The following is a 21,314-nucleotide window of genomic DNA, read 5'->3' on the forward strand; positions in this document are numbered from 1 at the left end:
TCAGTATTAAAACTGTTGTCCAATGATAAAGTGTGTTTCCCATCCGTTTGCTTTTGCTTGTCCCGGTAAAGCATCAAAGCCGTGTCCAAAGTCAATACCTAATAAACCAAACGCTGGCATGAATACACGTAGACCAATACCTGCTGAACGGTTTAATGCAAATGGATTATAGGTTTTAAAATCACTAAATGCTGCTCCACCTTCTAAGAACGCTAAAGCATAAATAGACGCAGAAGATTTCAATGTAATAGGATAACGTAACTCCAAAGAGAATTTGTTGTACACTGTTCCTCCAATTTGTTCTCCTCTTTCATTAGTAGGAGTGAGGGAGTTGTTAGGATAACCTCTTAATTGAATATTCTCACGACCGTCCATTGCAAAGTTAGCTAAACCATCACCTCCCAAATAGTATCTTTCAAAAGGTACAGCTCCTCGTGCTTGGTTGTAAGCACCTAAGAAACCAAACTCAGACAATACGCGTAGAACGATTTTACCATATAGTTTAGTATACGTATCAGCTTTGAATTTTACTTTATAATATTCTAACCAATTGAATCGTTTTTGATCTACTTTACCTTGGTCAACTGCAGCCAAACGGAAGTCTGTTTCTGCTACTTTGTTCCCATTTGCATCTACCAAATCCCCAATTGCCACTATATTTCCATTAGCATCGGGAACATTTTGTCTATCAGTTGTATTTCTTAATTTGTATTGCTCTTGATCACCTAGTGAAGCATAATCCACTCCATTAAACAAAGAGTACGGTGGTGTAACTTTTGCCGAAAGGCTGAATTCCGAACCATAGGTTGGGAATATCGGGTTAAATCCTTTACTGTTTCTAGTTAAAGATACTGTATAGGCCAAATTACGAGAAGTTCCGTTACCAAAGGTAAAAAGACCTGTGTTGTAGTTGTTTAATGAGTAGTGTTGATAACTTACAGATTGTGATAATACAAAGAAATCATCTGGAACTGTAAGTCTTTTTGCTAGTCCTACAGATAAAGTTAAAATGTCAAAACTTCTGGTTCTATCTGCTCTTTGAGTGATAAAGTTATTTAAAAATTGTTTACTGTAAGACAATGATGTACTGAAAGAAACTGGTTTTTTACCTCCAAACCATGGCTCCGAAAATGATAAGCTGTAGGTTTGAAAAAATGTACTTGCTTGCAAACGTAACGATACTTTTTGTCCGTCTCCCATTGGTAAAGGTTTGTAGGCTTCCTTATTAAACATATTTCTCGCTGAGAAATTGTTGAATGATAGTCCCAGTGTTCCAATAAATCCGCCACCGCCGTAACCACCTTGTAGTTCGATTTGGCTAGATCCTTTTTCTACTAAGTTGTATTCAATATCTACTGTTCCGGCACCTGAATCTACGTTTTTAAATTTAGGGTCAATTGCTTCTGGATCAAAGAAACCTAACTGTCCGATCTCACGAATGGTACGAACTAATTCTTCTTTACTGTATTTTTCACCAGGTTTGGTTTTTAATTCACGGTAAATGACGCGGTCATTTGTTTTGTCGTTACCTACTGCTGTAATTTTATTGAAATAAGCAATCGGTCCTTCGGTAATTCTAATTTCAAAATCTATAGTGTCATTAGCGGTTTTTACCTCCACAGCATTAACATTTGAGAACAAATAACCACTATTTTGGTATAGGTTGGTAATGTCTTCACTGTCTGGTTTTGTTTTGTCAGCAATTCGTTTTTCAAGTAATACGCCATTATAGGTATCTCCTTTTTTAATTCCAATAAGTCTTGCTAAACCTTGATCGGTATAAATTGTATTTCCTAAAAATTTAATATCTCCAAAATAGTATTTGTTTCCTTCTTCTAATTTGATTTTGATATCTAAAGCATTTTTTTGTTCATTGTAAACAACAGAATCAGACACTATTCTGGCATCACGAAAACCTCTTTCTTTGTAAGAAGCAATTACTTTTTCAAGGTCAGTTTTGTATTTGTCTTTAATGAATTTTGAAGCTTTTAAAATTCGAATAGGATTTTTTTGCTTCGTGTCTTTCATTGCTTTACGAAGTTTTTTATCAGAGATTTTGTTGTTGCCAATAAAATCAATCGAGCTAATTTTAATTTTTGCACCTTTATCGATGCGAACTAGCATGTTTACTTGGTTTGTTGCGCTAGTGTCTTTATTAGTGTTGATGGTTACTTTTGTATTAAAAAAACCATCCTTACGGTATTTGTTTTCGATATAATTTTTAGTGGTAGTAATTAAATTTTCGTTTACTACTTTTCCTTTATTTAAAGAGTTGTCCTTAATAAGGCCTTCTATCTTGCTTTTTTTAACACCAACAATTTTAACTTGGTTTAGTTTAGGGAGTTCAACAATATTTAAATCTAGATATATACTGTCGTTTTGTATCTTATTTACGTAAAAAGAGATCTCGTCAAACAAACCTAATTTTCCTAATTTTTTAATTGCAGCACTAATTTGCTCCCCAGGAATTGTTATTTCCTGACCTTTTTGCAAGCCAGTAAATGTAACTACCGTTTGGCTATTAAAACTTATGTCACCTACTACAGCTACATCTGCTAAAATGTATTTTTTTCCTTGATCAAACGGAACACGATCTTGTGCTTGAGATTGAAAAAAACTGATAAAAAATAAAACGCTAAGTACGGTTTTGATGCTCTTATTTAACACTAAAAAATTATTTAATTTGTTCACTTGTTTTTCCAAATCTACGTTCTCTTTTTTGATAACTAATGATAGCCTCATATAAATCCTGTTCTTTAAAGTCTGGCCACAATATATCAGTAAAATACAACTCTGAGTAGGCTATTTGCCACAGCAAGAAATTACTTATTCTATGTTCTCCACTTGTTCGTATTAATAAATCTACGTCGGGTAAATTTTGCGTGTAAAGATGCTCATTAATAATTGAATCGTCAATACTGTCTATTGAAATTATATTATTTTTAACTTTACTACAAATCTTCTTCATTGCAGATACGAGCTCTTCTCTGGAACCATAACTAAGGGCCAAAGTTAAGGTCATTTGGGTGTTGTTTTTTGTTTTTTCCATAACATCCAACAACTCTTTTTGAGCAGATTTTGGTAGCATTTCTAAATTACCAATAGCGTTGAGTTTGATGTTATTTTTTTGCAGGGTAGTCAATTCTTTTTTTAATGAATTGATTAAAACTTTCATCAATGTTTCTACCTCAAGTTTGGGTCTGTTCCAGTTTTCTGTCGAAAAAGCGTATAGCGTTAAAAACGGAATGCCCAATTTTGCAGTTGCTTCAATAATCACTTTCACAGATTTTGTTCCGCTTTGGTGTCCTAGAGCTCGTAAAAGCCCTTGCTGTTTTGCCCAACGTCCATTGCCGTCCATAATGATGGCAAGATGTTGTGGTAATCTTTCTTTATTGATCGTTTCTACTAAATTCATTTTTTATTCTGCACAATAACAGGGCGACTTACCAAAGGTGTAGGTAAGTGTTAGTCCTGAAAAAACGTACCAATCATTATTATTTATATTCCCAAATTTTTCATTAAAACTTCCGTCCATGTTATCGCTTTGGCTGTATCTTGCTCCTGCTTCTATCGCCAAGATAAATTGGGGCATTACGGTAGCTTTCAGTCCAACAATCATCGGAATCGCAATTGATTTTTTTCGTTCGCTTCTTCCCGTTATTTTTACATCCGCAAAGTCATTTGTCAATGTGAAATTATCAAAAAAGTAACTTAAACCTGTTGCTACATAAGGGGTAAGTTTTGGCTTTCCTTCATGTAGATTAAAGTCGAAAAAATTAAATTCAAGACCTAAAGATAGTTCTTTTACGTTGTTTTCTAAGTTGAAGCCGCGTTCATACCTACTTACTTCCTTTGAGTCAAAGTCTCTAGAACTAATTTGCGACTGTATATATGAAATTCGATACGAGTGTCTCGGACTTTTATTCCACTTATACAAAATTCCAATAGCAGGTTCATTGGGGTTGATGTAAGTCGTTGGTCCAATGTCTCCTATGTAATTACTCCCGCCAACAAAAACGCCAATCTCATGAATTTGAGCTTGTAGGTTTGTCAAGGAAAACAGACTTAGAAAAATAATAAAAATCTTCTTCATTAAATCAAAAATTGCGTGCAAATATAATAATAATCACTTCGATACAATGCCCAATCTGTTAAATGTGCGTTTTTTTAATAATTAGTACTTTAAGCGCTTTTAAATAAAGGGATTGTTTTGTTAAAACGTCAAAGATTGAGAAAATTGTATCTGCGCAGGTTATTTCGACTTAATTGCGTTTGTCTTGTCCCCAAAGTAATTTGTTTCTAAGGGTTTTTAGGAATGTTTCGCCGGGAATTTCGACCATGTTTATGTAGAAAGGTGTTTTCTTTAAAGTCAATATAGATTCGTTTTTAATTGAGGTTACTCTTGAATCTAGTGATACTAAATAATTCTCTTCGCGACCAGATACTTTTAGTTTTATTTCTGTTTCGTCAGGAACTACTAGTGGTCTTGCGGTTAAGTTGTGTGGTGCAATTGGCGTTATAACAAGGCTTTTTACATCAGGGGTTAAAATTGGTCCGCCACAACTTAATGAATAACCAGTTGAGCCAGTAGGTGTCGATATAATTAAACCGTCGGCCCAATACGAATTTAAGAATTCGCCGTTTAAATACGTATCTATGGTAATCATAGAGGTAGTATCTTTGCGGCTTACTGTAATTTCGTTCATGGCAAAATTCATTTCATCAATTGCTGCATTACTTGGTGTGCAATGCAAACTTAGTAAAGCGCGTTTTGAAAGTGTGTATTTTTTATCAATTACAAATTGCATGAAAGAGGCAATATTTTCTTTTTGAACCGTAGCCAAAAAGCCGAGTCTTCCTGCGTTTATACCTAAAATAGGGATTCCAGAGTCGCGAACTAAAGTAGCTGCCCTTAAAATAGTACCATCACCACCAATACTTATCAGCATATCAAAGCTACTGTCTAGTTCGTAGTGATTTGAAAAAGTTTTGTACCCTGCAGCTACTAATTTCTTTTCATCAAGTATTTGCATGAACTTGTCTTCAATAATCAACTCGACATTATTTTTGTTGAAAAAATCAAAAATGTCGTTTATAATAGGTTCCGTGCTGTTTTGATAATATTGACCGTAGATTGCTACTTTCATGATTTTAGATGTCGGGTTTAAAGCTGCGCTTGTTGTTTTTGAGGTGCTCCTTAAATATTTAAATACTTATCCAAATAATCAGAGCGCTCTTTTAAATTATTGATGTAATTGTCTTCTTGGTGGTCTGATAAAATCTCGTAATTGTATCGTCTAAAGGTTTGAATGATTTCGTTCATGGCGCCCAAAGAAATTTTTAAAGTAACCACAACGCTATCAACTGCCGCTTCCGAAACGAATAAGCCAAGAAGTTTACCATTATTACTTTCTACAATTTGAGTAATCTGACTCATCGAGTATTCTAAAATTGGTTTTTGAACCACAATAATTCCACCTGGTTCTTTCAAAAACGGTGTCTCGTGAAAAAAACGCATGACATCTTCCATTTCGTAATAACCAATATAGCTATTGTTTGGATCTAAAACGGGTACCAAATTAGTATGGTTTTTGGCAAAAACTTCTAAAACATCCAGCCAAATAGTTGTAGTTCGTACAAAAAAGCCTTCGAGAGTAAAGCGGTAATCAATAATTTTTTTATCACTGTCAAAGGTCTCGCTATCCTCAGCAGCAATACATCCCAAGTACACGCCGTCCTCTACCACCGGAAAGTGAGAGAACGAAATATCACTAAAAAAATCCTGAACCTCCGCAATAGTTTCTTGGCTGTCAAGGGCTTTATAGTCGTTGTTGATAAATTGGAGTAGTTCTGTCATAAGTTTGCGAGCAATATTTCATGCAAAATAATCAAAAAATAGCAAAATCTCCTAAGTTTTACTTTGTATTTTTGCTTTCAATTAAACACTAGTAAATCAAACTAAACCTGTATTCATGACAAAGTTAAGTGTAAACATCAATAAAATAGCAACTTTACGAAATGCTCGCGGCGGCAATGTGCCTGATTTGTTAAAAGTAGCTACCGATATTCAGCGATTTGGCGGTCAAGGAATCACCATTCACCCAAGGCCTGACGAACGACACATCAGGTATCAAGATGCGCGCGATTTAAAACCGATTGTTTATACCGAGTTTAATATTGAGGGTAACCCGCAGCATAATTTTATCGATTTGGTTTTAGAGTGTCAGCCTACACAAGTTACTTTAGTGCCTGATGCCATTGGAGCTATCACTTCTTCGGCTGGCTGGGATACGGTTAAAAATCAAGCCTACCTGACCGAGATGATTCAGGAATTTCAGCGCCACAACATTCGAACTTCTATTTTTGTAGATCCAAGACTCGACATGATCGAAGGAGCGAAAAAAACAGGTACTGATCGCATCGAACTCTATACCGAAGCTTTTGCTCACCAATACAATTTGGGTGATACGTCAGCCATCGAACCGTATATCGCTGCAGCCGAATTAGCCAATGAATTACAGTTGGGTATCAATGCCGGACATGATTTAAGTCTGGATAACATTCAGTTTTTCAAACAAAACATTCCTGGGCTTTTAGAAGTTTCCATCGGCCACGCCTTGATTTCTGAGTCTTTGTATCTCGGACTTGAGAATGTGCTTAATATGTATCTTCAAAAATTAAAATAAAATAATTGGGGCGTGACCCTGCTTCCACTAGCGTTGCAGCAGGGTCGGGCTATCCGCTACAAGTCCTCACAAAACTAAATTGCATTCCGTTTTGTTCCGGGCTTTCTGCTACTATCCCTCACGCGATCCCAACAAAATTAAGACTATTATGGTATCAACATCTATTTTACATAGCGTTATTTTAAATCCTACGGCAAGTCCAGTACTTCTAATCTTACATGGGTTTTTAGGTATGTCAGATAATTGGAAAACCCTAGGAGCACAATTTGCTGAGCAGTATCAAGTACATTTACTCGATTTGCGCAATCATGGCCGTAGTTTACACACAACTGAATTTAGTTATGATTTGATGGCACAAGATGTGGTAGCTTATTGCCAAGCGCACAACATACAAAACGCTACTATTTTAGGACATTCTATGGGAGGAAAAGTAGCTATGCTGTTGGCTTGTAACCAGCCTGATTTGGTTAGTAAATTAATTGTTGCTGATATCGGACCTAAATTTTACCCACAACACCATCAAGATATTTTGGCAGGACTTAATGCGGTCGATTTTTCAACGCAGCCGAGTCGTGCAGCAGTAGAGGCTATTCTTGAAACGTATATTCCTGATTTCGGAACGCGTCAATTTTTAATGAAAAGTTTGTACTGGCAGCAACCAGGGCAGCTCGCCTTTCGATTTAATTTGGCTGCTTTCAATGCCAATCTCGAAGCGGTTGGAGTTCCATTATCAGAGTCTACTCGCTTTGAAAAACCTACATTGTTCCTTCGTGGTGGAAATTCAAAGTATATTTTAGATAGCGATATCGAAAACATTCAAAAACATTTTCCGCAATCCACAATCGAAACGATTCCTAACGCGGGTCATTGGTTGCATGCCGAAAATCCTGCAATGTTTTACCAAATCGTTATAAATTTTTTATCGTAATCAAATACTAATTAACTCAACCTCTTAAAAACAAACAAAAATGAATTTACTTATAAAAATTATCGTTACCGCGCTTCTTGTTGTAATCTTGTCTCACTTTATGCCGGGTGTTCGCATTGCCGGTTTTACAACAGCGCTTATTGTTGCTGTAGTGCTAGGATTGTTAAACATCTTTATAAAACCAATCATTGTGTTCTTCACATTGCCTGTAACTGTGCTTACTTTAGGTTTGTTTCTTTTAGTTATTAATGCATTAATGGTATTGCTATGTACAAAAATTGTTGGCGGTTTTGCGGTTGATGGTTTTATCACAGCCTTTATATTTAGTATTGTTTTATCGGTTTTACAATCAGCTATGAACCTTATTTTAGGTGTTAAAAAATAATTCAAGGCCATAATCAAAAGTTTCTTTTGGCTAGCTAGCCGTTTTTGTATCTAGTGATTTGAATCTCGATGCGTGGCTGTTTACGACAGTTCAGGCATCGAGATTTTTTTTAACTGCATTTTTAACAGCTATTTAGCAGTTAATTGCTTGTTTGCATTTGTCTTTTTAATACTTTTGTATTACTGAATTTGTAGCATGACAAAAAGAATTTACATTTTGCTTTTCCTAGTTTTTGGCTTCTTGATGATGCCAAGCGAAGCTATGGCTTGTAGTCAAAAAGTAGAGATGTCTTGTTGCAAAAAGAAATCTGCAACATCGTCAACTGACAAAAAGTGCTGCAAAAAACAATCCTCTTCATCAAAAGATTCTTCTAAAAAGTGCAGTGGTGCTTGTAAAGATTTATCTTGTGGTAGTTCAAGTTTGGTTCTAGGCTTGACTAACGCTATTGATGTTGATTTTAAATCGGTAGTATTCGGTTTTTCAACAAAACAAACTCCTTATTTTTACACTAAAGTGTTTATTTCAAATGATTTTAGTGCAATTTGGCTTCCACCTAAAATAAGCTAAATTCTTTTGGCAACAGCCAAAAGTGTATTTTCTTCGTATATTCCTAAAAGGGATCAATTATTTTCAAAAAAGAATTAATGGATTTATAACTGTTTGGCTGTCGCCTCATTTTGTTATTTCCTTATTCTAAATTTTCAATTATTTAAAATCAAAACAATGAAATCAATTCAAAGAATATTGATGGCAATAACGCTTTTGTTATCTGTAGTAGGTGCAAGCGCACAAATTAAAAATTCAGTTACCGAGAAGGTAAAAATCAACGGAAATTGCGGTATGTGTAAAAGCAATATCGAAAAAGCGGGTTCTGTTAAAAAGGTAGCAACCGTAGTGTGGGACAAAGACACCAAAATGGCAACCCTTACTTATGACAGTAAAGTAACATCGCAAGATGAAATTTTGAAAAGGGTAGCTGCTGCTGGTTATGATAGCACCCGTTTTAAAGCTGCAGATGAAGTGTATAATAATTTGCATAGTTGTTGCCAGTACGATCGTGAAACAAGTTTAGATACTGCGCCAGTTATCAAAAAGGAGTCTGAAAACTAAAAAACAACTATCTAATTACAAAAGTTAAGTTGTGGTAAGGTTATTGAAACTATTCAATAAATTAAAATTTAAAAGAAAAGAATTATGAAAAAAATAGTTATGATGTTGTTTGTAATACTAGGTATGACAACAACAAATGCGCAATTAAAAATAGGTGATGCAATGCCGAGTTTTCAACTTTTGAATCAAAAGGGAGTAAGTGTATCGAGTGCATCTTTTAAAGGCAATGTAATTTTGGTTGATTTTTGGGCGTCTTGGTGTGCGCCATGCCGAATTGCTAACAAAAAATTAGGGCCTTTTTACACTGCTAATAAGGCAAAGAATTTTGAAATGATCGGAATTTCGATTGATACCAAAAAAGACAAATGGTTAGCCGCAATCGAAAAAGACAAGTTGTCAAACGTGCAATTGATTGATCCGAATGGTTTTGAGGCAAAGGTTGCAGCGCTTTTTGGCGTAGAACAATTACCAAGTGCTTTCTTGTTTGACAAAAACGGAAAATTAGTGGCAATTAACCCGAGCTTAGATCAAATTGCAGCTCAGTTAAAAAAATAAATATATGAAAAATAGTAAAATAAAAATCGTGTTGACCGCTGTCCTATTTGTTTTGGCTGTGGTTCAAGGAAACGCGCAAATTTCGAAAGCGGAGATTGTGGCAACAGGATTAACGTGTTCGATGTGTTCCAATGCCATAAACAAGCAATTGAAATCAATGCCAGAAGTTGAAAGTGTATCGACTGATTTGAATACCAATACATTTACGGTACAGTTAAAAGCAAATAATACTTTAACGCCAAAAGCGTTGAAAAATAGTATCGAGAAAACTGGTTTTTTTATTGGGTCGTTAGTATTAACTGTTGATTTAGGAGCTGTAAATGGACAAGAAAATGAAAAAGTACAAAATCAATCAGGAACCTACGTGTTTGTAGAAAGAGGTAAAAAATCAGCTGGATCTTTACAAATACAAGTGCTTAATGAGGGTTTTGTAACTAAAAAAGAATTCAAAAAGTCGGCTAAAATGCTTGCCAAGTATGCTGATTTTTTGGGTCAAGAAAATACGTATTTGGTAAAATCAATTTAGATGAAGTATTTTATTTTATTGATGCTGGCCTTTTTTACGATACAAATAAATGCGCAAGAATTATTTGTAATGACAGAGCCGGCAAGCAATATGCCAACAGGAGCAATAGGTGTGCGTCAAGCCTCGATGCTTACTTGGAACAAGCAAGGAGAGACTAATTTTCACGCCATGCCTGAGGTGATGTGGGGAGTTAACAAAAACTGGATGGTTCATGCTACCGCTTTTTTGAATACCACTCAGAATCAATTCAAGTTACAAGGCGGAAGCGTGTATGCTAAATACCGCTTTTTTTCCAGTGATGATTTGCACAGCCATTTTCGTTTGGCGGCATACGGGAGATTGAGCGCTAACAGCGCTCCTATTTTTCAAGAAGAAATTGAAACTATGGGAATGAACTCGGGCTACGAAACTGGTTTGGTTGCAACGCAATTGGTAAACAAAACTGCAATTAGTGCCACAGTTAGTTATGAGCGCGCATTGAATAATGGCGACTTTGTTTTTCCTGCTTTGCAATCTAACAGTGGTTTAAATTATTCTTTGTCGATAGGACAATTGTTGCATCCCAAAAAATATACTAGTTTTGAGCAGACTAATATCAATGCAATGGTGGAGTTTTTGGGTCAGCGCCTAAATGATAACGGAAAGTCATTTTTGGATGTTGTGCCGTCAATTCAATTTATTGTGAATAGTCAGGCCCGAATAGATTTGGCCTACCGTCATCAGCTTTACAGTAATATGAGCCGAATGGCAACCAATAGTGTGTTGTTGAAATTAGAGTATACTTTTTTTAACACAACCAAGTAAGTTCTTAAAATAGTAAATTAGAATAATAATATCAAACAAATGAAAAATACCATTATAGCAGTCTTGCTAGGGGCAGTAGTCACTGTTTCCTGCAATTCTAAAAACAATTCGTCAACAGAAACTAAGGATTCTAAAATAGAAACAAGTGCGGCGTTATATTCATGTCCGATGCACCCGAATGTGAAAGGCGAGTCTGGTGCAGAGTGTCCAGAATGTGGCATGGAGCTTACGGAGAAATTAGAAACGAAGGTTTATAAGAATAACGAGACTATTGCAGGAGATACGTTGGATGAGGATGTCTCGTTGCGTAAAATTAAAATTCGTGCCGAAAAACAACAAGCTTTTCCAACGGAGCAAATAGTGGAGGATTATCTAAAAGTAAAAAATGCGTTAACAAGAGATGATTCTGGAAATGCAGCCGTATTGGCTAATAATATGAAATACAATTTAGACGTACTAAAGTCTAGCTCGCCAGATAAAAAAGCAGCGGCTGAATATGCTAAGTTGGTAAAAGAAATGAGAGAAAACACCAGTTACGTGGGAGATTTTCCCGGAGGAATAAGTGAGCAGCGAGAATATTTTGCAAAACTGAGTAAAAACATGTTCGACTTCATTAAAACCTATGGCACCATGCAGGTTTTGTATCAAGATTATTGCCCGATGTACGAGAATGGTAAAAGCGGTTATTGGATAAGTGAAACGAAAGATGTGGTCAATCCGTATTTTGGTGCAGAGATGTTGCATTGTGGTCGAAGAATTGGCGCTGTGCAGTAATAAATTAGTAATGTTACTACAGGAAGCTGGTTCAATTATAAAGCCAGCTTCTTGAATTAGCTAAAGAATATTTTTTTTTGTTTTAGAAAATAGTAGTATTGTATTGATAATTAGTAATTTGTTTTTGTCGTAATTAAAAAAAAAGTATTTTTTTTGTAAATGGTGTTGCAACATTCAAAAAAAGTTCTAATTTTGCACCCGCAATACAAAACAAGGCCCGTTCGTCTATCGGTTAGGACGCATGGTTTTCATCCATGTAAGAGCGGTTCGATTCCGCTACGGGCTACAAAAAACGCAAGTATTAAGAAAGATTATCTGTATTATTTTGCAACTGTACGCAATTAGTTAAAGCCTCAAGAAGTAATTCTTGAGGCTTTTTTTATTGGGGTTAATTCAATTTTGTGGTGTTCTAGATAATTTTGCGAATAATTTTTCGTGGTTTTATCAAAGTCGTGTTCGGAAATTGTGCCGCGTGAAGGATGGCAGTGGAGCTCTTTGGGTTTTTGTCCCGCAGGGCAAAACCCCAAAAGCGGGAACGAACAGCCTGACGCACCATAGAGAAACGGCGGTGCGGCACGCCTAAATAAGCCGAATTATAAGGGGTTTTAGTGGTGAAAAGATGTTGAATTTCAAGGCAAAAGGTTCGCGTATGAAAAACTTGGTTAGCGTGTAAAAATTTTATAATTTTGCCAACCGAATTTCTAATGTAAAGTAAAGAACAAGATGGATATCAAAAGAGTAGCAATAGACGCAGTAAACGAGAAAATTGTAATGACCGTTGTACACATGGATTACAAAGGTCAAGTAGCAAAAAGAATCAACGAGAAAATGCCTTTGGCTACTGTAAAAGGGTTTAGAAAAGGGCAAGTTCCTAAAGATCTTGTTGAAAAACAATACGGAAAAAAAATCAAACAAGAAGAAGTACAAAAAGTGGTTGACTTGGCGTTAGAGCGTTTTGTGCAGTCTGAAAGATTGAACCTTCTTGGAACTCCACTACCAATCGCTAATGAAAACTTTGATTGGGATGCTGAAGAATTAACTTTTGAGTACGAAATTGGTTTAGTACCAAATTTCACTTTAGACTTAGAGGCTAAAAATGAAATCGTAAAATATGTAGTAACTGCTGACGATAAATTAATTGATGGTCAAGTAGCTAGAATTCAAAAACAATTTGGTACGGCTATTCCTCAAGAGGTTGTAGCGGCTAACAGCGATGTTACAGGTACTTTTTTAAATGAAGAAAAAGGAATCAATAACAGTACTACAATTGCAGCAGATCTTTTTAAAGATGCAGCTACATTTGAATTGTTTATTGGTAAAAAAGTAGGTGATGTTGTAACAGTAAACACTAGCGGTTTATTTGAAGATGATCACCAATTGATGGATGTAATGAAAGTGGCTCATGATGACGTTCACGGTTTAGCAGTTGATGTTGAATTTACTATTGAGGCGATCAACACGGCTGAATTGGCTGAATTGAACCAAGAGCTTTTTGATAAATTATTTGGTGCAGGTGTAATTTCTACTCTTGAGGAGTTGAAAACTAAAATCAAAGAAGATGCTGAAAGCCAATTCGCGCAACAAGCAGATCAAAAATTATTAGGCGATGTTACAGAATGGTTAATTGAAAACACAAAATTCGATTTGCCAGCTGAATTCCTAAAAAGATGGTTGCAAACTGTAGGCGAGAAAAAATTAACTCCAGAAGAAGCTGAAGTTGAGTATGCACGTTCTGAAAAAGGATTGCGTTTTCAATTGATCGAAGGTAGAGCTATGGCACAATCTGACATCAAAATTACTTTTGAAGACTTGAAAGATTTCACCACAAGAAACATTCGTTTGCAAATGGCTCAGTTCGGACAAACAAATCCAACTGACGAAGAAGTGCAAGGTATTGTAGCTCGTGTTTTATCAAACCAAGACGAAGTAAAAAGACTTTCAGACCAAGTTGTTGCTGAAAAGTTATTAGAATTGTTCAAAGAAAAAGCAAACCCAACTACTAAAGAGGTTACTTACGAAGAGTTTATTGCTGCTTCATACGGAGAATAAATTCTAGTCGTAAAGTCAAATGTTATAAAGTCAAAAGTTGAAAAATCGGAAAACAATTTCGTTTTTTGTTTCAAATTTTAAGATTTTATTACAAATGCAAAACGATAAAAAATAGTTATATTTGAGCGTCAGAAAATTTTTTTTGGCGCTCTTTTGTTTGAAATGAATAGCTCATTTTTTCAGGAGCCAATCCAGCTTTACGTTCTAAGTTTTTTCTTCCGTTTCTGTTTTTTTAAATTCCTGCAAGAGCTTCCTTTGGTCGCTTTGCATGAATAAAAAAACTAAAAAACGGAATTCAAAAAGCTTTCCACTTCAATCTGGGCTAAAAACAAGACATATTGGCACCAATTCGAAAGAGGTACAACCTTTGCGTTGTTAATAATTCAAACATTAGACTTACAAACTTTTAAACCTATACAAATGAATTACGGTAAAGAATTTAAAAAATTTGCTACAAAGCACCAAGGGGTAAATGCCATGTACTACGATAAAATCGTTGCAGCAATGAACCCAACTAATATGACACCTTATATTATTGAAGAGCGTCAATTAAACATTTCACAATTAGATGTTTTCTCTAGATTGATGATGGATAGAATTATCTTTTTAGGAACTGGAATTGACGATCAAATTGCTAACATAGTACAAGCACAATTGTTATTCCTAGAAAGCGCCGATGCTTCAAAAGACATTCAAATTTACTTGAATTCTCCTGGAGGTAGCGTTTATGCTGGTTTAGGAATTTATGATACCATGCAGTACATTAAGCCTGATGTAGCTACAATTTGTACAGGTATGGCAGCATCGATGGGTGCAGTATTATTATGCGCTGGTGCCGAAGGAAAACGTTCTGCATTGCCACACTCTCGTGTTATGATTCACCAACCATCAGGCGGAGCACAAGGTGTTGCTACTGATATGGAAATCAATTTAAGAGAAATGTTAAAACTAAAAGAAGAGTTATACAACATTATCTCGCACCATTCTGGACAATCATTCGAAAAAGTACACGCTGATAGCGAACGCGATTACTGGATGAAAGCAGATGAGGCAAAAGAATACGGAATGATCGACGAAGTGTTGAGAAGAGGATAAAAAAATGGTTTCAGGTTTCAAGTTTAAAGTTATTATGGAAACTTTAAACTTGGAACTTTAAACTTGAAACAAAAAATATGGCGAAAGAAAAATTAGAATGTTCGTTTTGTGGAAGAAAAAAGCCAGAAACTAAATTATTAATTGCAGGTATCGAAGCGCATATTTGCGACAAATGTATTGAGCAAGCGCACGGTATTGTTCTTGAGGAATTAAGAACTTCAAGTAGTAGCGCGCTAGCAAGCGATTTGGTTTTGCAAAAGCCGAAAGAAATAAGAGCGTTCTTAGATCAATATGTAATTGGTCAAGACCAAACCAAAAAAGTAATGTCTGTAGCTGTTTACAACCACTACAAACGATTGATGCAACAGCAGCAAGACGACGAGGTTGAAATTGAAAAAAGCAACATCATTATGGTAGGGCAAACTGGAACCGGAAAAACATTGGTGGCCAAAACCATCGCAAAAATGTTAGATGTTCCTTTGGCTATCGTAGATGCTACCGTGCTAACCGAAGCAGGATATGTAGGTGAAGATGTAGAGAGTATTTTAACGCGTTTGCTACAAGCTGCTGATTATGATGTGGCGAAAGCAGAACGTGGAATTGTATTTATTGACGAAATAGACAAAATTGCACGTAAAAGTGACAACCCATCTATTACACGTGATGTATCTGGCGAAGGAGTACAACAAGCCTTACTGAAATTATTAGAAGGAACCGTTGTGAATGTACCACCAAAGGGCGGACGAAAGCACCCAGACCAAAAATTTGTTGAGGTAAATACGCAAAACATTCTGTTTATTGCCGGAGGTGCTTTTGATGGTATCGAAAGAATTATTTCGAAACGATTGAACCGTCAGGCTGTAGGATATTCTACTTCAAAAACAGCAGATGCCATTGACAAAGACAATTTATTGCAGTACATCATCCCAAAAGACATCAAAGATTTTGGATTAATTCCAGAAATCATTGGTCGTTTGCCGGTACTTACACACATGGATCCTTTGGATAGAGCAACTTTGCGTTCTATTTTAACAGAACCTAAAAATGCCTTAATCAAGCAATATGAAAAGCTGTTTTTAATGGACGATGTTACTTTTACCATTACCAACGAAGCCTTAGATTTTATTGTTGATAAAGCCTTAGAATACAAATTAGGTGCTCGTGGTTTGCGTTCCCTATGCGAAGCGATTCTAACGGATGCTATGTATGAATTACCAAGTTCAGATGATAAAGTACTCGAGATCAATCAAGAATATGCAGAGGAAGCTTTGAGTAAAAATTTATTGAAACGTTTGGAGATTGCTTCTTAACAAATCAATTTCTGTTTAAAATATAGAGACCTGTTCATTCATTTGAGCAGGTTTTTTTATTAGTTGTAAAAATGAGAACCGATTTTAATTATTTTGTAATTTTATAATCCTAATTGATAAAAGCAACTTCAAATGATAACAGTACAAAACACCATAAACGCTCCTATAGAACAAGTTTGGGAAAAATGGACAACACCACAACACATCATGAAATGGAACAATGCTTCTGATGACTGGTATACTCCTTTTGCGGAAATTGACTTGCAAGTGGGCGGGAAATTCAAATACACAATGGCTTCTAAAGATGATACCATGCGCTTTGATTTTGAAGGAGTCTATACTACTGTTTTAGATTTTTCGGTAATAGAATATGAAATAACAGATGGTAGAAAAGTAAAAATTACTTTTGAGCAAAATGAAGCAGGTACCAAAGTCACTGAACGTTTTGATCCCGAAACAGAAAATTCAGAAGAACTACAAGAACAAGGCTGGCAGGCTATTTTAGATAATTTTAAAAAATATGTTGAAGAGGCAAATCTTTAATTTTTTTACAATGCATTACCTTGAAATTGATCATCTCCAACGGTAGAAAAACTTAGATTACATTTTTTGATTTACGCTATAAATTGCGATTTTCGTAAAAACAGCAAGCTGTTCATTCGTTTGAACAGGTTTTTTTGTACTTAAATTATCGGATTTGTTTTTGTGTGCAAAAAGGAATTTTATTTTTTTTTATCCCCTTTCAATTGTCGATTTTTGTTTGGTATTTTAAAGCCAATCGTATGCAAGTAGCAGATAAAGAAGTCATTTTATTAAAAGTTTCAGGTCAAGACAAACCTGGAGTAACCGCTGGTTTAACTTCTATTTTAGCAAATTATGACGCTATTATTCTAGATATTGGTCAAGCCGATATTCATGATACACTTTCACTGGGCATTCTATTCGAAATCAAAGCAGGCTCTACATCGGGACCAGTTTTAAAAGATTTGTTGTTTAAAGCGTATGAATTAGGTGTAAAAGTGAAGTTCATTCCCATTTCTATCGATGATTATGAAATTTGGGTTAAAGGACAACGCAAGCAACGTTACACAATTAATGTTTTGGGCGAAAGTCTAACTGCGGTACAAATCGCTGCTGTGACTCGTATTTTATCCAATCAAAACTTGAATATTGATGCAATTAAACGCCTTACGGGCAGAGTATCTATCATTGAAAAAGAAGAATTTCCTCGTGCTTGCATTCAGCTTTCGGTAACAGGAACTATCGTTGACAAGTCGTTTATGACGGCTAGTTTTATGGAAATTTCCCGATCATTAGATGTGGATATTTCATTTCAAGAAGACAATATGTACCGACGAAACCGCCGTTTGGTGTGTTTTGATATGGATTCGACGCTCATACAAACCGAAGTAATTGATGAATTGGCAGAGCTTGCTGGAGTAGGTGAGCAAGTGCGTGCCATAACCGAGTCAGCTATGAATGGCGAAATTGATTTTAGCGAAAGCTTCAAACAACGCATGGCTTTACTTGAAGGTTTGAGTGAAGCCGTGTTACAAACCGTTGCCGAAAATTTACCCATAACCAAAGGTGCGCATCGCTTAATGAAAGCCTTGAAATATTACGGATACAAAACGGCCATACTATCCGGAGGTTTTACCTTTTTTGGAAAGTATTTGCAAAAAGAATTGGGTATTGATTACGTACACGCTAATGAGCTGGAAATCATCGACGGAAAATTAACGGGCAATTATTTGGGCGAAATTGTTGATGGTAAAAAGAAAGCTGAATACCTGCAAGCCATTGCAGACAAAGAAGGCATTCACATCAATCAAACTATTGCAGTGGGTGATGGCGCGAATGATTTACCGATGTTGAATTTAGCAGGATTAGGCATCGCTTTTCATGCCAAACCAACTGTAAAGGAAAAAGCCGAAAGTTCTATTTCTAGCTTAGGTCTTGATGGTGTTTTGTACTTGTTAGGCTACCATGATCGACATATTGACATGATGGAGTAGGAGTACAATTTTTTTAGGGAAATAATCTTTTTACAAGTTTTTGAGCTGCTCCAAGTAATCCCTCTGATTCGATAATCTCGGTATTTTAACGTTTCTAAAGTTGATTTTGACTGCTCTTTACTACAAATCCGTGATTAAATCTTCAAGATCATCTATAGAAAAACCATCTACAAACTCATCCTGATAAATTGTTTTTAATATGTCGGTGTATTTCTTAGCAATTATAATTTCATTATTTTTATTGATAAACCAATCTATATCGAATTTTGCTGTTTCTGTAGGTCCTAATGACTTATAAAGTGATTTAAGAATGACACTGTGCTTTTTATTAATATCAATAGATTTTTTATGATTTATTAGAACAGTACTTTCTTTTCGTTTAGATTTAAACAGTTTTCCCTTTTCATTTAATATTGTTGTTTCAGTATCTGTATCTTGTGTTTCTTTTTCTTTTAATGTTATTGAAATACCTGATATTGGTGACAAATCATCTTTTTTTGTAAGCTTTAAAATAAGGTTTTTTGAGATTGTATTAATAGATTTTATTGATTTTTCAATAAAAATAGAATCCGATTTATTAAATCCATATATGTAAATTGGAACTATTTTTGGGTGTTTGTAAAACTCATTTTCTATATAACACGTTTTTTTAATTTCTTCAAGTGTTGATTTACTTATCTTATTTTTAACAATATATTTTTTTAACTTGTTAGATGAGTCTACATACTTTAAAATATTTGCAAAATCTTTTTCAAATTGTCCTAGAGAATAATCCACTGGAAACAATGGATCATATATTAGCTTCATAACTTCAATATCGAGTTCTGTATAATTTATTGGAGAATTTTCTCCTTCAAAAAACACACTTTCTGGATAAGAAAAACTATCATCACAAGAACCAATAATTTGTGTCATTTCTTCTAGTAGTAATGCCTCTCTCTTTATTGGATTTCTCTCTTCATCAACTATAACTATCTGTCCTTTGTAGATAACTCTATTTTTTACAAAAGGAATATATCGGCCTAGTGTATTGGATGAAATATTAAAATGTTTTAAGCTTGTTCTATCACCAAAATAGATTATCACATTTGATTGTATACTATCATTTACGATTAAGAACTTTATTGGTAAATTTAAACTGTTTAATTTTTCTACACAATTTTTTACATACCTAGTGTCATTGGTCAAAGTATCCCCTTGGATAAAATACTTGATATCAGTTTTCCATTTTTTTGTAGTTATTCTCTCCTTGTAACTGTCTGTTTGAAATGCTATTTCGTACAAATAATTGAATGCCTCTGCTGAATATTTTTTTTGTAACTTTTTGATATTATTTTTTTGGATAATAACAGGATTGCTTTGGGAAAAGTTTTGACAACTGAACAAAATAAAAATCATTATTAGGGAGAAAATATTTTTCATAGTTTATTTTTGCATATTGATTAATAACATTTAAAGTTTGCCTCATGTTATTAATTTTTAATAATTCGTGGAATTGACCTTCATACGAGCATTAAAATGAGGTTTTATAAGTAATTTACTTGTGCTTTTACTGCAACCCCTTCAATTGCTCCAAGTAATCCCTCTGGTTGGATAATCTCGGTATTTTGTGTTGTCCACCAAGCTTGCTATTGTCTTTGAGCCAATCATAAAATAAATTTTTACGAGCTACATTAATTACCAGAGGGTTTAAAGTCATGTTGTTGTAGCGTTTGGCCTCGTAGTCAGAGTTGAGCGCTTGTATAGATTCATCTAAAATTTTCTGAAATTGAGCTATATCAGCAGGAGGATTTTTAAACTCAATCATCCATTCGTGAGCGCCTTTTTCTTTGCCTTCCATAAAAATGGGTGCCACGGTATAATCCACCACTTCGGTTTGGGTAATTTTACAAGCTTGTGCAATGGCTTGATCGGTGTTTTCGACCATTAATTCTTCGCCAAAAACGTTGATATGATGTTTCGTTCTGCCTGTAACTCGAATTCTATAGGGATTTAAGGAGGTAAAACGCACCGTATCACCTATCATGTAGCGCCACAAACCAGAGTTGGTCGTAATCACGATGGCGTAGTTTTTAAACAATTCTACATCTGCCAGTCGAATAATTTTTTGATTCGGAGTACCAAAAGTATCCATCGGAATGAACTCATAAAAAATCCCGTAGTCCAACATCAACAACAAATCACTAGAATAATTTAAGTCTTGAATGGCAAAAAAACCTTCGGAGGCATTGTATATTTCATAGTATTTAAAATCCTTTTTAGGAAGTATTTTTTGATACTGCTCGCGGTACGGTTCAAAATTGACGCCGCCATGAAAATAGACTTCTAAGTTAGGCCAAAGCTCCAGTAAATTGCCTTTGCCGGTTTCCTCTAGCATTTTGTTCATCAAAACCAACATCCAGGAAGGAACGCCAGCAAAACTGGTCACATTTTCGTTTTTAGTTTCGTTAATAATAGCTGCAATTTTGGTTTCCCACTCGCTCATTAACGATGTTTTGTTACTTGGCGTGCTGCTAAACTCCGCCCAAATAGGCATGTTTTCTATCAAAATAGCCGACAAATCACCAAAAAAAGTATTTTTGTCCTCGTAAATTTGAGAACTTCCACCTAAGCGTAAACTCTTGCCTATAAACAACTCCGAATCCTCGTTATTATTCAAATACAAACACAGCAAGTCCTTACTGCCTTTGTAATGACAATTTTCTAATGCTTCGTTGCTTACGGGAATAAATTTACTCTTGGCATTGGTGGTACCGCTCGATTTGGCAAACCATTTTATAGGAGTTTCCCAAAAAACATTTTGTTCTCCTTGTCGCGTTCGTTCAATAAGGGGTTGCAATTCTTCGTAGGTAGAAATAGGTACGCGTGATGTAAAAGTAGCATACGATTTTATAGATGCAAAATCGTATTCCTTACCCAAAACCGTATTTTTCGAGGCTTGTATCAAGTTCATAAGCAATTCCTCCTGAACCTCGTTCGGGTATTTTAGGAACAATTCTATCTGATGAATTCTTTGCTTTAAAACCCAAGAGGCAAACGAATTAATGATGGTTAAAGGCATTTTTTTTATTTACAAT

At 35.2% G+C, this 21,314-nt stretch carries 21 protein-coding genes and 1 tRNA gene; 15 read left to right on the forward strand and 7 right to left on the reverse strand.

Annotation, left to right across the window (positions count from 1 at the left end):
* Positions 1 to 6: 6 nt before the first annotated feature.
* The 5 genes from G9Q29_RS03015 to G9Q29_RS03035 form a co-directional block, all read right to left on the reverse strand.
* Positions 7 to 2,742 (reverse strand): BamA/OMP85 family outer membrane protein, encoded by a 2,736-nt coding sequence (locus G9Q29_RS03015; RefSeq protein WP_166133141.1) that lies wholly within the window; start codon positions 2,740 to 2,742, stop codon positions 7 to 9.
* Positions 2,675 to 3,415 (reverse strand): isoprenyl transferase, encoded by a 741-nt coding sequence (locus tag G9Q29_RS03020; RefSeq protein ID WP_166133143.1) that lies wholly within the window; start codon positions 3,413 to 3,415, stop codon positions 2,675 to 2,677. Before G9Q29_RS03020 ends, G9Q29_RS03015 begins: the two co-directional genes overlap by 68 nt.
* A gap of 3 nt (positions 3,416 to 3,418) precedes the next feature.
* A complete protein-coding gene (gene porG / locus G9Q29_RS03025; RefSeq protein WP_166133145.1) occupies positions 3,419 to 4,093 on the reverse strand; it encodes a type IX secretion system protein PorG in 675 nt (224 codons plus the stop codon).
* A gap of 169 nt (positions 4,094 to 4,262) precedes the next feature.
* Positions 4,263 to 5,147, reverse strand: a complete 885-nt coding sequence (locus G9Q29_RS03030) for an NAD kinase (RefSeq protein ID WP_166133147.1) — start codon at positions 5,145 to 5,147, stop codon at positions 4,263 to 4,265.
* 50 nt (positions 5,148 to 5,197) lie between these two features.
* A complete protein-coding gene (locus G9Q29_RS03035) occupies positions 5,198 to 5,857 on the reverse strand; it encodes a CBS domain-containing protein (RefSeq protein ID WP_166133149.1) in 660 nt (219 codons plus the stop codon).
* 115 nt (positions 5,858 to 5,972) lie between these two features.
* On the opposite strand from G9Q29_RS03035, the gene G9Q29_RS03040 reads away from it, so the two are divergent.
* The 15 genes from G9Q29_RS03040 (at position 5,973) to serB (ending at position 18,237) form a co-directional block, all read left to right on the forward strand.
* Complete coding sequence (locus tag G9Q29_RS03040; RefSeq protein ID WP_166133151.1) at positions 5,973 to 6,686, forward strand: pyridoxine 5'-phosphate synthase; 714 nt, start codon at positions 5,973 to 5,975, stop codon at positions 6,684 to 6,686.
* Between the two features lie 148 nt (positions 6,687 to 6,834).
* A complete protein-coding gene (locus tag G9Q29_RS03045) occupies positions 6,835 to 7,614 on the forward strand; it encodes an alpha/beta fold hydrolase (protein ID WP_166133153.1) in 780 nt (259 codons plus the stop codon).
* Between the two features lie 40 nt (positions 7,615 to 7,654).
* Positions 7,655 to 7,999 (forward strand): phage holin family protein, encoded by a 345-nt coding sequence (locus tag G9Q29_RS03050; protein ID WP_166133155.1) that lies wholly within the window; start codon positions 7,655 to 7,657, stop codon positions 7,997 to 7,999.
* Positions 8,000 to 8,194: 195 nt separating this feature from the next.
* Positions 8,195 to 8,566: a hypothetical protein gene (locus tag G9Q29_RS03055; protein WP_166133157.1), complete on the forward strand. Its 372-nt coding sequence runs from the start codon at positions 8,195 to 8,197 to the stop codon at positions 8,564 to 8,566.
* Between the two features lie 156 nt (positions 8,567 to 8,722).
* A complete protein-coding gene (locus G9Q29_RS03060; protein ID WP_166133159.1) occupies positions 8,723 to 9,109 on the forward strand; it encodes a heavy-metal-associated domain-containing protein in 387 nt (128 codons plus the stop codon).
* Positions 9,110 to 9,193: 84 nt separating this feature from the next.
* Entirely contained in the window at positions 9,194 to 9,664 is a 471-nt protein-coding gene (locus G9Q29_RS03065; RefSeq protein ID WP_166133161.1) for a TlpA family protein disulfide reductase, read from the forward strand.
* A gap of 4 nt (positions 9,665 to 9,668) precedes the next feature.
* Positions 9,669 to 10,190, forward strand: coding sequence for a heavy-metal-associated domain-containing protein (locus tag G9Q29_RS03070; RefSeq protein ID WP_166133163.1), 522 nt, complete (start codon positions 9,669 to 9,671; stop codon positions 10,188 to 10,190).
* The gene (locus G9Q29_RS03075; protein WP_166133165.1) at positions 10,191 to 10,994 is read left to right on the forward strand and encodes a hypothetical protein; all 804 of its coding nucleotides are present in this window, start codon (positions 10,191 to 10,193) and stop codon (positions 10,992 to 10,994) included. It begins immediately after the preceding gene.
* A gap of 39 nt (positions 10,995 to 11,033) precedes the next feature.
* Positions 11,034 to 11,768 carry a DUF3347 domain-containing protein gene (locus G9Q29_RS03080; protein ID WP_166133167.1) on the forward strand — a complete coding sequence of 245 codons (735 nt, stop codon included), beginning with the start codon at positions 11,034 to 11,036 and terminating at the stop codon, positions 11,766 to 11,768.
* A gap of 214 nt (positions 11,769 to 11,982) precedes the next feature.
* Positions 11,983 to 12,054 (forward strand) — tRNA-Glu (locus G9Q29_RS03085).
* A gap of 437 nt (positions 12,055 to 12,491) precedes the next feature.
* Positions 12,492 to 13,817, forward strand: a complete 1,326-nt coding sequence (locus G9Q29_RS03090; protein WP_166133169.1) for a trigger factor — start codon at positions 12,492 to 12,494, stop codon at positions 13,815 to 13,817.
* Between the two features lie 420 nt (positions 13,818 to 14,237).
* On the forward strand, positions 14,238 to 14,912 hold the full coding sequence (gene clpP, locus G9Q29_RS03095) for an ATP-dependent Clp endopeptidase proteolytic subunit ClpP (protein WP_166133171.1): 675 nt from the start codon (positions 14,238 to 14,240) through the stop codon (positions 14,910 to 14,912).
* Positions 14,913 to 14,989: 77 nt separating this feature from the next.
* Positions 14,990 to 16,222 carry an ATP-dependent Clp protease ATP-binding subunit ClpX gene (gene clpX / locus G9Q29_RS03100; protein ID WP_166133173.1) on the forward strand — a complete coding sequence of 411 codons (1,233 nt, stop codon included), beginning with the start codon at positions 14,990 to 14,992 and terminating at the stop codon, positions 16,220 to 16,222.
* A 132-nt stretch (positions 16,223 to 16,354) separates the two neighbouring features.
* Entirely contained in the window at positions 16,355 to 16,765 is a 411-nt protein-coding gene (locus tag G9Q29_RS03105) for an SRPBCC domain-containing protein (protein WP_166133175.1), read from the forward strand.
* 239 nt (positions 16,766 to 17,004) lie between these two features.
* Positions 17,005 to 18,237 (forward strand): phosphoserine phosphatase SerB, encoded by a 1,233-nt coding sequence (gene serB / locus G9Q29_RS03110; protein WP_166133177.1) that lies wholly within the window; start codon positions 17,005 to 17,007, stop codon positions 18,235 to 18,237.
* 120 nt (positions 18,238 to 18,357) lie between these two features.
* Here serB and G9Q29_RS03115 read toward each other — a convergent pair whose 3' ends face one another.
* Both G9Q29_RS03115 and G9Q29_RS03120 read right to left on the reverse strand, forming a co-directional pair.
* The gene (locus G9Q29_RS03115; protein WP_166133180.1) at positions 18,358 to 19,659 is read right to left on the reverse strand and encodes a DUF2927 domain-containing protein; all 1,302 of its coding nucleotides are present in this window, start codon (positions 19,657 to 19,659) and stop codon (positions 18,358 to 18,360) included.
* A 127-nt stretch (positions 19,660 to 19,786) separates the two neighbouring features.
* A complete protein-coding gene (locus G9Q29_RS03120; protein WP_166133181.1) occupies positions 19,787 to 21,298 on the reverse strand; it encodes a GH3 auxin-responsive promoter family protein in 1,512 nt (503 codons plus the stop codon).
* Positions 21,299 to 21,314: the final 16 nt, after the last annotated feature.

It is taken from the genome of Flavobacterium turcicum, assembly GCF_011365745.1.
Taxonomy (GTDB): Bacteria; Bacteroidota; Bacteroidia; order Flavobacteriales; family Flavobacteriaceae; genus Flavobacterium; species Flavobacterium turcicum.

What these genes read in the sequence shown, in the direction of transcription:
- G9Q29_RS03015 (WP_166133141.1), bottom strand. Translation starts at nt 2,742, where the DNA reads ATGAGGCTATCATTAGTTATCAAAAAAGAGAACGTAGATTTGGAAAAA.
- G9Q29_RS03020 (WP_166133143.1), bottom strand. Translation starts at nt 3,415, where the DNA reads ATGAATTTAGTAGAAACGATCAATAAAGAAAGATTACCACAACATCTT.
- porG (WP_166133145.1), bottom strand. Translation starts at nt 4,093, where the DNA reads ATGAAGAAGATTTTTATTATTTTTCTAAGTCTGTTTTCCTTGACAAAC.
- G9Q29_RS03030 (WP_166133147.1), bottom strand. Translation starts at nt 5,147, where the DNA reads ATGAAAGTAGCAATCTACGGTCAATATTATCAAAACAGCACGGAACCT.
- G9Q29_RS03035 (WP_166133149.1), bottom strand. Translation starts at nt 5,857, where the DNA reads ATGACAGAACTACTCCAATTTATCAACAACGACTATAAAGCCCTTGAC.
- G9Q29_RS03040 (WP_166133151.1), top strand. Translation starts at nt 5,973, where the DNA reads ATGACAAAGTTAAGTGTAAACATCAATAAAATAGCAACTTTACGAAAT.
- G9Q29_RS03045 (WP_166133153.1), top strand. Translation starts at nt 6,835, where the DNA reads ATGGTATCAACATCTATTTTACATAGCGTTATTTTAAATCCTACGGCA.
- G9Q29_RS03050 (WP_166133155.1), top strand. Translation starts at nt 7,655, where the DNA reads ATGAATTTACTTATAAAAATTATCGTTACCGCGCTTCTTGTTGTAATC.
- G9Q29_RS03055 (WP_166133157.1), top strand. Translation starts at nt 8,195, where the DNA reads ATGACAAAAAGAATTTACATTTTGCTTTTCCTAGTTTTTGGCTTCTTG.
- G9Q29_RS03060 (WP_166133159.1), top strand. Translation starts at nt 8,723, where the DNA reads ATGAAATCAATTCAAAGAATATTGATGGCAATAACGCTTTTGTTATCT.
- G9Q29_RS03065 (WP_166133161.1), top strand. Translation starts at nt 9,194, where the DNA reads ATGAAAAAAATAGTTATGATGTTGTTTGTAATACTAGGTATGACAACA.
- G9Q29_RS03070 (WP_166133163.1), top strand. Translation starts at nt 9,669, where the DNA reads ATGAAAAATAGTAAAATAAAAATCGTGTTGACCGCTGTCCTATTTGTT.
- G9Q29_RS03075 (WP_166133165.1), top strand. Translation starts at nt 10,191, where the DNA reads ATGAAGTATTTTATTTTATTGATGCTGGCCTTTTTTACGATACAAATA.
- G9Q29_RS03080 (WP_166133167.1), top strand. Translation starts at nt 11,034, where the DNA reads ATGAAAAATACCATTATAGCAGTCTTGCTAGGGGCAGTAGTCACTGTT.
- G9Q29_RS03090 (WP_166133169.1), top strand. Translation starts at nt 12,492, where the DNA reads ATGGATATCAAAAGAGTAGCAATAGACGCAGTAAACGAGAAAATTGTA.
- clpP (WP_166133171.1), top strand. Translation starts at nt 14,238, where the DNA reads ATGAATTACGGTAAAGAATTTAAAAAATTTGCTACAAAGCACCAAGGG.
- clpX (WP_166133173.1), top strand. Translation starts at nt 14,990, where the DNA reads ATGGCGAAAGAAAAATTAGAATGTTCGTTTTGTGGAAGAAAAAAGCCA.
- G9Q29_RS03105 (WP_166133175.1), top strand. Translation starts at nt 16,355, where the DNA reads ATGATAACAGTACAAAACACCATAAACGCTCCTATAGAACAAGTTTGG.
- serB (WP_166133177.1), top strand. Translation starts at nt 17,005, where the DNA reads ATGCAAGTAGCAGATAAAGAAGTCATTTTATTAAAAGTTTCAGGTCAA.
- G9Q29_RS03115 (WP_166133180.1), bottom strand. Translation starts at nt 19,659, where the DNA reads ATGAAAAATATTTTCTCCCTAATAATGATTTTTATTTTGTTCAGTTGT.
- G9Q29_RS03120 (WP_166133181.1), bottom strand. Translation starts at nt 21,298, where the DNA reads ATGCCTTTAACCATCATTAATTCGTTTGCCTCTTGGGTTTTAAAGCAA.